Consider the following 10,886-nt stretch of genomic DNA (forward strand, 5'->3'; position numbering starts at 1 on the left):
ATGGAATTTTACGGAATGACCGATGTGGGCAGAATGAGAAGCAACAATGAGGACAGCTTCAGAATGTGCCGTTTGCAGTGCGGAGCGGTGCTTGCCGTTGTTTGCGACGGTATGGGCGGCGCTGCGGGCGGAAGCCAGGCCAGCAGTACTGCCTGCGAAACCTTCACAAATGTTATTTTGAATAACGAAAATGTATTTATAGATCCCGAGGGAGGTCTCAAGCCCAAAACCGCCAGAAGTGCAATGCTCACTGCGGTCAATAAGGCGAATACCGCCGTTTACAATATGTCCGTCATGAATTCCGAGCTTACGGGCATGGGAACAACGCTTGCGGCATGCCTTATATACAAGGACACCGTTATGGCAGTAAATGTCGGAGACAGCCGTATTTACGCTGTAAAGGATGAAAAGGCTACACGCATTTCAAAAGACCATTCCTATGTTCAGGCTCTGGTGGATGAGGGCGTCATAACCGAAGAAGAAGCTGAAAATCATCCCAAAAAGAACATTATCATGCGTGCAGTGGGTATAGATGACCACGTAGAAACCGACTTTTTCGTAACGGCGGCGGACATGGACTATATTCTTCTTTGCAGTGACGGTCTCACAAGCTATATCGGCGACAGTGCACTGGGTGACTTTTTCGGCCAAGGAACCCTTGAAAACAAGGTGACTGATATGGTTGATTTTGCCAATAATTCGGGCGGAAGTGACAATATTACCGCCGTGGTAATAGACCTTAAAGGGGGTAATGCGTAATGGAAAACACCGAAAAGTACAATTCTTTTGTAGGCAAGACCCTCGACAACCGTTATAAGGTACTGGAGGTAGTGGGCGTAGGCGGTATGGCGGTGGTGCTTAAGGCACAGGATACCGTTATGAACCGTACGGTTGCCATAAAGGTGCTTAATGACGAATACAACAGAGATGAGTCGGCGGTACAGCGTTTTGTAAATGAATCCAAGGCTGTTGCCATGCTGTCCCACCCCAATATAGTAAATATTTTCGATGTGGCGTTCGGCAGTAACATGAAGTATATTGTCATGGAATACATTGACGGCAAATCGCTGGACGAGTATATGCGTGCCAAGGGTAAAATGACCTGGAAGGATGCGGTGTATATAACCGACCAGATACTTCTTGCGCTGGAGCATGCCCATGAAAAAGGCATTGTTCACAGGGATGTGAAGCCTCAGAATATAATGATTCTTCGCAACGGCTCGGTTAAGGTTGCGGATTTCGGAATTGCTACTCTCCCGAATATTGAAAACATTCCTTCCCAGAACAAGGCGATAGGAACGGTGTATTACATGAGCCCTGAGCAGGCGTGCGGTCAGACAACGGATTTTGCCACCGACCTTTACTCTCTGGGCGTTATGATGTATGAAATGACCACGGGCGTTCTCCCGTTTGACGGCGAAAATACCAATGAAATCGCTTCAAAGCAGGTAAATGAGATGCCACGCGACCCCCGCAGTATTGAAATTACCATTCCCCGCGGACTGGAACAGATAATTCTGCGTGCCATGGAAAAGGACCCCAAGGCGCGTTACGGCTCAGCACACAATATGCGCCGTATGATACAGATTTTGCGTAATAACCCTTCTATCGTTTTTGCGGACGGCTCTAACCGTCCCGGCAATACGGATAGTGTGCATACCACTGAACAGGGTGATAAGAAAAGTGCTACCCAGACTTTTTCAAAGGTGATTCCCGCTACTATTCCCATCAGCAATATCCCTGTCAACCGCAATGAAAAGCCGTCGGGAGATACTCAGCATGTGGATGCGGTGGATGCAGGAAAGAAGAACAGCAGGAAAACCGACCCCGTAAAGCAGGGGACAGGCGAAAACAAAAAGGTCATTAAAAATAATACCGATAATAAAAACAGCAACAAGCGCCCTGTCGGAAAAAACACCATGTTTCCGATTATTCTTGGTGTTGCACTGGCATTTCTTGTGGTAGTGGTTGTGGGCGGAGCAGTGCTTGCCGCATCTATTTTCGAGAACAGTACCGGCGTTGGCACCATATACGAAATCCCCGAATATATCGGCATGGAATATGGCGAGGAGCTTAAAAATAAAATAATCGCCGACAATCTGGTGCTTAAGGACGTAAAATACGAATACGATCTTGAAAGCAGCAAGGACTATGTAGTTGCCCAGAATCCCGCTCCAAACTCAAAACGCAAGACCCGCGACCTTATTCTGACCGTCAGCCTTGGAAGTCGGACAGTTATTATGCAGGACCTTACCATGTGTATTTACACCAAGGCTGAGGTGTACCTCAACAACATGGGTCTCAAGCCGGTTATAAAAAAGGTGAACGACCCCTCGGTTATGGAGAATTATATTATAAAAACCGAACCCGCGCCGGGTGATACCGTTACTGTGGGTGATGAGATAATACTGTATGTAAGCATGGGCGATGACACCGAATTTTACCTTATGCCTGATTTTGTGGGCAGTACAGATGAGGAAACACAGCGCATACTTACCGAAAATAATATTGTAAATGTTGAAAAAGTCATCCGCAAGTCAGACAGACCGACCGGCGAGATACTGGAACAGAATATCGCTCCCGATACCAATATTCCGAAGAAGACCGCAAAACTGATACTGGTGGTGAGCGAATATGATGAATCGCTTGACCCAAATGTTCCCCCGGCGGATTTGCCGGTTTCGGTAATTCCTTCGGAAGAACCTGTTGAAGGTGATACTCAGCCCGAAGAACCTGTTGAAGGTGATAATCGGCCGGAAGAACCTGTTGAAGGTGATACTCAGCCCGAAGAAGCTGTCAGTGACACACCTGCGGGTATTCAGAATCCTGAAGCTTCGGAATTACAGCCTGTTGAACCACAGTTACCCGAACACGTCCCCGAAAATACCCAAATCGCAGGAGAACAGACTGAAATATGAGCGAACAGAAATATTACGGACGTGTTCTGGGCTGTAACGGCGGACTTTACTACGTGGACAGCAAAGACAGAATATACGAATGCTTTGCCAAAGGAACCTTCAGATACGAAAAGCTCACACCTCTTGCGGGGGACAGGGCGGAATTTGTGCTGGAGGGCGATACGGGGTATATAACCGACATTCTGGAGCGTAAGAATGAGCTTATACGTCCCCCGATGGCAAATCTTGACAAGCTTTTTGTTATTTGTGCGGCGAAAAGTCCCATGCCGTCCACCCTCAATATAGACAAGCTGTGCGCCATAGCGCATAATCGCGGTATTGAGGTGGTTATTGTTATAAATAAATGCGAGCTTGATCCCGATACGGCGCGGGAACTGGGCGATGTGTACTCAAAATGCGGGTACAAGACCGTGCTTTTGCAGGACAGCCCTCATGACCCCGAGACGGTAAAGAATAAGCTTCTTGAAGAAACTGTCGGCGGAGTTGTTGCCTTTGCGGGCGCTTCGGGTGTAGGGAAAACCACGGTTATAAATGCACTTTATCCCGATTTTCTGCTTCAGACCGGCGATATCAGCCAAAAAACAGGCAGAGGCAAACACACCACCCGACAGACCAGACTTTTTAAAATTCAAGGACACGATGATGCTTATATAGCGGATACTCCGGGTTTTTCTCTTTTGGATTTTGAACGCTTTTTCTTTTTCCGCAAGGAAGAATTGCCGTATTCGTTTTGCGAATTTGAAAAATATCTGGGAAGCTGTAAATATGTAAAATGTACTCATACAAAAGAAGAGGGCTGTGCTGTGCTGGAGGCGGTCAAAAAAGGAGAAATACCGCTTTCCCGCCACCAAAGCTACCTGGATTTGTATGAAAGTCTGAAAAAACAAAAGGAATGGGAGTTGAAGAAGTCTTGACAGCATATGTTTTTTGCGGCGGAGAATTTTTTGCCGACGGCTTTTCTTCTCTTGAGCCGTGTGACTTTGCCATAGCTGCCGACAGCGGAATGTATGCCGCGCTGAATATGGATATTGTACCTCAGCTTTTTATCGGAGACTTTGACTCCTTTGATGTGAATCGGCTGTCAACAAAAAACCGCAGGCTTGTTCAAAGCATCAAAACCATGACCTATCCCGTCAAAAAGGACCTTACCGACAGTATGATAGCCATTGAGGCGGCTGTTGAAAGGGGTGCAGACAATATAGTTATTCTGGGCGCACTGGGCGGACGGCTGGACCATACGCTTTCCAATGTTTTCATGCTGAAGAATTTGCGTGACAGAGACGTCACGGCTGTTATAGACAACGGAAGAAATGCCGTGCGTTACATTCATAATGAGGCGATAAAGATTAAAAAACGTTATAAATACATATCTCTTCTTGCTCTCGACGGTGACGCCTCGGGAGTAAGCATAAGTGGTGTTGAATATCCGCTTGACAACGCAGTGCTTAAGTCTGATTTCCCGTATGCGGTCAGCAACCGCATTTCAGGAGATGAGTGCAGTATAACGGTAAAAGACGGCGGTCTTTTGGTGGTGGAAAGCCATGAGTAAAAAAACCGTTGTTCTGTTTGCCCTCAACAGCTCATACAGTCATACAAATTCGGCTGTAAGGCTTCTGAAAAAGTATTATGAAAGCCTTTTTTCCACCGACACGCTTGAAATAAAGCTGATGGAACGGAATATGGGCGACCGTGACCTTGATATTATAAATGAGTTGTGCAGTATCAATGCGGACGCATACGGATTTTCGGTGTACATCTGGAACAGAATCAGGATGCTTGATTTTGCACGCACCGTAAAGTCGCTTTTGCCACACAGCTTTGTGTTTTTCGGCGGACCTGAAATTTCCTTTGAGGATGAAAGCTTTTTTGATGAAAATCCTTATGCCGACAGCATCATTCGCGGCGAGGGCGAAAAAGCATTTGTACGGCTTTGCGAGGACTTGCTTTTGGATATGCCGCTTGAAAAGCTTTATGACGGCGAGCATCTTACCTCAGAGGAATTTGAGCTTTTGGGTAATCCGTACAGTGACGAAACACAAAGTATAGCGGGCAAGCTGGTTTATCTGGAAAGCGTTCGCGGATGTCCGTACAGCTGTTCCTACTGTCTGTCCTGCAATGACAAAGATATACGAGCGAAATCTGCGGATGCAACACTAAGGGAATTGGAAGAACTGAGAAACAGCGGAATAAACGTTGTTAAATTTGTGGACAGAACCTTCAATTACGATGTAAAACGCTGTGTGCAGCTTTTAAGATGCATAATAGATGCGAATTTTCCCTTTTGTTGCCATTTTGAAATGTGCGCTTCGCTTATTGATGAGGATACCCTTGAAGTACTAAAGACCGCACCGCCCGACAAAATACGGCTTGAATGCGGTGTTCAGAGTATTAATCCCAAAACTCTCAAAGCCATCAACCGCCCCGATACTACCGAAAAAACGCTTGCGGTGATTGAAAAACTCAGCAGAATACCTGCCGTTACACTGCACCTGGACCTTATTGCAGGGCTGCCTCATGAGACCATGGAAACCTTTGCTGCAGCATACAACAGGCTTTTCGGTAAATGCGAAATGCTTCAGGTGGGATTTTTGAAGCTTCTGCACGGCACACCAATGCGTAAAGAAAGCGAAGGGTATGTGTATCTGCACTATCCGCCATACACTGTGCTTCAGACTCCCGGTATGACACGGGAACAGCTTAACATTCTGCAGGATATTGCCTATCTCACCGATAAATACCCCAATTCGGGTGCTTTTGAAAATACATTTGAGTTTTTCAGAATAACCGACCCGTTTGCGTTTATGACAGAGCTGAGAAGCTTTATTCTTAAATGCGATAACACGCAGGTTCTGAATAAGAGACTTTCGAGGCGGGACAGCTTTGAGTATCTTTTTAAGTTCCTTTCCCGCACCAATGATACAAAAATCGTGGCTTCCTGTCTGAGGCTTGATTTTCTTATGAATGAAAACATTATGCCGCCGCTGTTTTTGTCGCCTTGTGAAAGCGAAAAAGCGGACAAAGCTGCTCAGGATGTCGCCGAGTCATTTATCAAAGTGCGCCTGGGAGTGAAGCCCTCTGAGCGCGGTCTTGTGTATGTGGGACGTTTTTCGCACCTGGATAACAAGCTCGTTATCTGCAATCGCAACAATAAAGAGCTTTATGTTTTGGATAAATAGCACAAAAGAAAAAAATAATTTTGTGCAAAAGTAAGAAAGTCAAATTTGTTGTTGATTTAATAACATTTTAGTGGTATAATTTAGAGTGAACTATAAGGCTTGTCATTATATTTTGATTTGATATAAATATAATTGCTTGGCTGAATTTTTTATGCATAATTTTAGGAGGATATTTTTAAATGAAGAGAGTATTGGCACTTGCTTTGGCACTTGTTATGGCGTGCGGTGTTCTGGTGGGCTGTGGAAGCAAAGACACCGGAAAAGGCGCCATAATTCCTGTAAGCCTCACCTTTGAAAGATTCAATCTTGACCCCGGTAAGGTGTTTTACGATGTAGAGGCTATGAAACTCAGCAGCCTTCTGTACGAGGGCCTTACAAGAATTGATGAAAACGGCAAGGTTCAGAATGCACTTGCAAAAAGCTGGACTACCAAGATTGATGAGGAAAAAGGCGAATATATACTCAATATAGAGCTTAACAACACTTGGTGGAGCGACGGACGTCAGGTTCTTGCCGAGCATGTTGTTTACGGCTGGAAGAGAATTCTTGATCCTACCAGCAACAATCCCGCTGCGGCTCTCCTGTATGATATAAAGAACGCACGCAAAGTAAAATCCGGTGAAATGACTGTCGATGACCTTGGTCTTGCGGCTCCCGAAAACCTTGTTGTCGAGATCGAATTTGAAGGTCCTTTTGATGTCGAGGAGTTTATGCGCACTGTCGCAAGCCCTGCGCTTGTTCCCGCACGTGAAGACGTGGTCTCCAAAAACCCTGATACCTGGGCAACCAAGATTGAAACCGTTGTAACCAACGGACCCTTCACCGTTAAAAAGATGGGCGGTGCAGAAGCTGTCGAGGGTGAAGAAGGCGAAGATATAGAGGCTGAGGTTACCAGCCGTTATGACCTGTTCACTATCGAACGTTCTCCTTATTACTACCTGTCCGGTTCCGATAATGAGGACATCAAGAAATATGTAACTCCCTACAAGTTTGAAATGAACTATACCACTTCCGCCGATGAACTTTACACCCAGTTCCAGAACGGCGAAATCCACTATCTCAGCTACCTTTCCAAGGATAATTATGATGCCAACATAAAGAATGTTGAAACCATGGATATTCCTTCCGCTTACACTTACTATTTTAACACAAATAAAGCTCCCCTCAACGATGCTTCTGTGAGAAAGGCTCTCGCAAATGCTGTCAGCCGTGATGAAATTGCCGCTATCGTAGGCAGAGGCGTTTCTCCTGCAACAGGTTTCGTTCCTCACGTAACCCGTGAGTACGGCGAGTCCAAGGAGTTCAGAAAGGTCGGCGGAAGCCTCATCAATACCGCCGGTGAAAGCGCAACCATTTCCAAGAAGGGCTCCATCACAATTACATACCGCAAGGATAAGGCAGGTATCGAGGAAGAAGTTGCAAAATACGTTCAGGGCGTATGGAAGGACATGGGTCTGACCGTAAAGATTAAGGGCCTCGAAAACAATGACTATGAAAAGGCGCTTTACTCGGGCGACTTTGATGTAATTGCTCTTGACTATGTAGGTCTTACCGACGATGCACTCAGCTTCCTGGCTCCTTTCGCAAAGAGATACAGCGGTTCCGTAGTATCTCTCGAAAATGATGCCGAACTGTTCACTCCTCACATCACAGGCTTTGAAAACGACGATTACGACGCTATTATCGATAAGGCTTATGCCGCAACCACAAACAAAGAAAAGAATGCGGCTCTGCACGAAGCAGAAGCACTTCTGCTTGAACAGTGCCCCGCAACCGCTCTGTACTTTGATGCGGATTACTACCTGGCAGACAAGAACCTTAAGAACATCGGTTCTACCTTCTTCGGTGCGAGATATCTCCACAAGACCGATCTTAAGGGCTATGTAGATCCCGCAACTCAGAGAGCTAACGCTGATGCAGAAAAATAATCAGTAACGAAAAACCGTGTATCCGATTTGGATACACGGTTTTGTTTTGCCTTACTTTTTGTATGGAGTCTCAATATCAACAAATACGCCGTTTATCATAACCCTTTGCACATCGTGATAAGCAATTTCTTTGCCGAAAATAACAAGATCGGCATCCTTGCCTGCTTCCAGTGAACCGATTCTGTCATCAAGCCCCAGCATTTGAGCAGGATTTATAGTAATCGCTCTTAGCGATTCCATAAAGTCCATACCGCAATGACAGGCAATGTCGGCGCTCAACAAGAGGTATTGGGAAACCACCTCGGGATGGTCGGTTATAATGGCAACTTTAACACCGTTTTTGCTGAGTATAGCCGCATTTTGCGGTGTGGAATTCACAAGCTCGGGCTTGGAGCGATCACCTATAACAGGTCCCGCAAACACCTCACAGCCCTCTTTTGCAAGAATGTCGGCAACCATATGTCCCTCGGTGCAGTGGACCAGCTTGTACTTAAATCCAAAGGTCTTACTGAGACGTATGGCAGTGAAAATATCGTCTGCACGGTGTGCATGAATGTGGGCAGGCACCTGCCCGCGCAAAAGCGGTAAAAGAGCTTCGCACTTTGCATCAAATTCCGGCTTTTCCAACTCATCCTTGTCCTCGGCGGATTCGTATTTGTCAAGAGCTTCAAGATATCTCTGCGCCTTTGAAAGCTGTTCACGGATAAGTGCCGAGGTGGACATGCGGGTTTCAGGCGCAGATTCCTTGGGATGATAGCAGCACTTGGGGTTTTCTCCCAGCGCCATTTTTATAGCGGCTGGATTTGCCATAACCATATCATCCGCACGGCGCCCGTAGGTTTTCATGGCAATAAAGCTTCCGCCGATTGCATTGGCACTGCCGGGACCGGTGGCAACCGTGGTAACTCCTGCCGAGTATGCTTCTTTAAAGCATCTGTCCAAAGGATTGACCGCATCAATCGCCATAAGATGCGGGAGAATCGGGTCGGTTATCTCGTTGAGGTCATCCGCTTCAAAGCCAAGGCCGTCGCCGATAAGACCGATGTGGGAATGAGCATCAACAAAGCCCGGCAGTACGGGTGCGCCATCAAGGTCGATGACACTGTCGAATACGCCCTCGGGCATACCTTTTCCCACTTCAGAAATTTTGTCACCATCAATTATAATAAAACCGTCGTGTATGATATCACTGTCGGCATTCATGGTATAAATTACAGCATTTTTTAAAAGTATTTTCATTGCATTTCCTTAAAAACGTCGGGCGGATGTGACTCCGCCCGTTTTTTGTGAAATTAAACCGTCAACTCTACTTCGTTTCCGCTTTCGTAAAGCTCCAGCAGAGGATTTACAAATTCGGAAAGGAACTCATCCACCTGTTCGGGACAGCGTCCGATGTAAAGCTCGGGCTTCAACAGCTCGTCAATATCCTCATGAGTTATGCGGAATGTTTCGTCATTGCAGATACGGTCAATGAGGTCGTTGTCGAGACCCTCTTCTTTAACCATTTTGCCTGCCGCAAGGGAATGCTCGCGGATTTTTTCATGCATCTCCTGACGGTTAGCACCGTTCTTAACGGCACGCATCATTATGTTCTCACTCGCCATGAAAGGAAGCTCCTTCATAACACGTGCGGTGATAACCTTGGGATATACAACAAGACCGTTGGTGATGTTCATGTATATATTGAGTATCGCATCCACAGCCAGGAACGCTTCCGCAACGGAAACGCGCTTGTTTGCCGAGTCGTCCAGTGTTCTTTCAAACCACTGGGTAGAGGCGGTGATTGCGGGATTGAGAGAATCGCATATTACGTAACGCGCAAGAGCGCATATACGCTCGCTTCTCATGGGGTTGCGTTTGTAGGGCATAGCGGACGAGCCTATCTGATGCTTTTCAAAAGGCTCTTCCATTTCCTTAAAGGATTGCAGAATACGCATATCGTTGGCAAACTTATATGCACTCTGTGCAACGCCCGAAAGAGTTGCAAGTATCGCACTGTCTACCTTTCTGGAATAGGTCTGACCCGAAACGGGTACACACTTTTCAAAGCCCATCTGCTGTGCAATAAGCTTTTCAAGCTGCTTAACCTTTTCCATATCGCCCTCAAACAGCTCAACGAAGCTTGCCTGAGTGCCTGTTGTGCCCTTTGAACCCAAAAGTGCAAGATTGCTCAGACGGTAGTTTATTTCATAAAAATCGTAAATAAGCTCATTTATCCACAGTGTCGCACGCTTGCCGACCGTGGTAAGCTGTGCGGGCTGAAGGTGGGTGTAGCCCAGACAGGGCAGAGCCTTGTTTGCACTTGCAAAAGCAGAAAGATTCTTGATAACGCTTACCAGCTTTTTGCGGACAAGTATAAGCGCTTCCTTCATTATTATAACGTCGGTGTTGTCGCCTACGTAGCAGGAGGTCGCACCCAGATGGATTATTGGCTCTGCATCGGGACACTGACGTCCGTATGCGTAAATGTGAGCCATAACGTCATGGCGTACCTGCTTTTCACGCTCTACCGCAACATCGTAGTTTATATCATCCTTGAATTTCTCCATGGACTCAATCTGAGCATCTGTAATGCCCAGACCCAGCTCCTTTTCCGCCTTTGCGAGAGCTATCCACAGCTTGCGCCAGGTACGGAACTTGAAGTCCTGGGAGAAAAGATACTGCATTTCCTTACTGGAATACCGTGTTGAAAACGGACTCTGATAATTGTCTGTCATTATATGTTACTCCTTTTGTCATAGCCGAAAAGAGCCGAACTCATGTCGGTTTCGAGGACGATTTTCGCCCCTTTCGGCGTTATTTTTTCTTGTAATATGTACATATAACTGCGCAAAAATGCCTTGAAAGAAACAAAAATCGTTCCT

8 protein-coding genes are annotated in these 10,886 nt (G+C 46.3%); 6 read left to right on the top strand and 2 right to left on the bottom strand.

Translation table 11 applies throughout. From position 1 onward, the window contains the following. The 6 genes from E7588_08175 to E7588_08200 all read left to right on the top strand — a co-directional run bounded on the left by E7588_08175 (position 1) and on the right by E7588_08200 (position 8,022). Positions 1–759: a Stp1/IreP family PP2C-type Ser/Thr phosphatase gene (locus tag E7588_08175; protein MBE6689231.1), complete on the top strand. Its 759-nt coding sequence runs from the start codon at positions 1–3 to the stop codon at positions 757–759. Next, entirely contained in the window at positions 759–2,918 is a 2,160-nt protein-coding gene (gene pknB / locus E7588_08180) for a Stk1 family PASTA domain-containing Ser/Thr kinase (GenBank protein ID MBE6689232.1), read from the top strand. Before E7588_08175 ends, pknB begins: the two co-directional genes overlap by 1 nt. Continuing rightward, a complete protein-coding gene (rsgA, locus tag E7588_08185) occupies positions 2,915–3,832 on the top strand; it encodes a ribosome small subunit-dependent GTPase A (protein MBE6689233.1) in 918 nt (305 codons plus the stop codon). The genes pknB and rsgA overlap by 4 nt, the downstream gene beginning before the upstream one ends. Continuing rightward, positions 3,811–4,467: a thiamine diphosphokinase gene (locus E7588_08190; GenBank protein ID MBE6689234.1), complete on the top strand. Its 657-nt coding sequence runs from the start codon at positions 3,811–3,813 to the stop codon at positions 4,465–4,467. The genes rsgA and E7588_08190 overlap by 22 nt, the downstream gene beginning before the upstream one ends. Continuing rightward, positions 4,460–6,094 carry a DUF4080 domain-containing protein gene (locus E7588_08195; GenBank protein ID MBE6689235.1) on the top strand — a complete coding sequence of 545 codons (1,635 nt, stop codon included), beginning with the start codon at positions 4,460–4,462 and terminating at the stop codon, positions 6,092–6,094. The genes E7588_08190 and E7588_08195 overlap by 8 nt, the downstream gene beginning before the upstream one ends. Positions 6,095–6,273: 179 nt before the next feature. Then, a complete protein-coding gene (locus tag E7588_08200) occupies positions 6,274–8,022 on the top strand; it encodes a peptide ABC transporter substrate-binding protein (GenBank protein MBE6689236.1) in 1,749 nt (582 codons plus the stop codon). 51 nt (positions 8,023–8,073) lie between these two features. Here the strand turns inward: E7588_08200 and E7588_08205 are convergent, their stop codons facing one another. After that, a complete protein-coding gene (locus E7588_08205; GenBank protein ID MBE6689237.1) occupies positions 8,074–9,261 on the bottom strand; it encodes an amidohydrolase in 1,188 nt (395 codons plus the stop codon). A gap of 53 nt (positions 9,262–9,314) precedes the next feature. Next, positions 9,315–10,739 carry an adenylosuccinate lyase gene (locus E7588_08210; protein ID MBE6689238.1) on the bottom strand — a complete coding sequence of 475 codons (1,425 nt, stop codon included), beginning with the start codon at positions 10,737–10,739 and terminating at the stop codon, positions 9,315–9,317. Positions 10,740–10,886: the final 147 nt, after the last annotated feature.

This window comes from Oscillospiraceae bacterium (assembly GCA_015065085.1).
GTDB lineage: Bacteria > Bacillota > Clostridia > Oscillospirales > SIG627 > SIG627.

Coding starts and splice junctions, on each gene's coding strand:
- E7588_08175 (MBE6689231.1), top strand. CDS start 1: ATGGAATTTTACGGAATGACCGATGTGGGCAGAATGAGAAGCAACAAT.
- pknB (MBE6689232.1), top strand. CDS start 759: ATGGAAAACACCGAAAAGTACAATTCTTTTGTAGGCAAGACCCTCGAC.
- rsgA (MBE6689233.1), top strand. CDS start 2,915: ATGAGCGAACAGAAATATTACGGACGTGTTCTGGGCTGTAACGGCGGA.
- E7588_08190 (MBE6689234.1), top strand. CDS start 3,811: ATGGGAGTTGAAGAAGTCTTGACAGCATATGTTTTTTGCGGCGGAGAA.
- E7588_08195 (MBE6689235.1), top strand. CDS start 4,460: ATGAGTAAAAAAACCGTTGTTCTGTTTGCCCTCAACAGCTCATACAGT.
- E7588_08200 (MBE6689236.1), top strand. CDS start 6,274: ATGAAGAGAGTATTGGCACTTGCTTTGGCACTTGTTATGGCGTGCGGT.
- E7588_08205 (MBE6689237.1), bottom strand. CDS start 9,261: ATGAAAATACTTTTAAAAAATGCTGTAATTTATACCATGAATGCCGAC.
- E7588_08210 (MBE6689238.1), bottom strand. CDS start 10,739: ATGACAGACAATTATCAGAGTCCGTTTTCAACACGGTATTCCAGTAAG.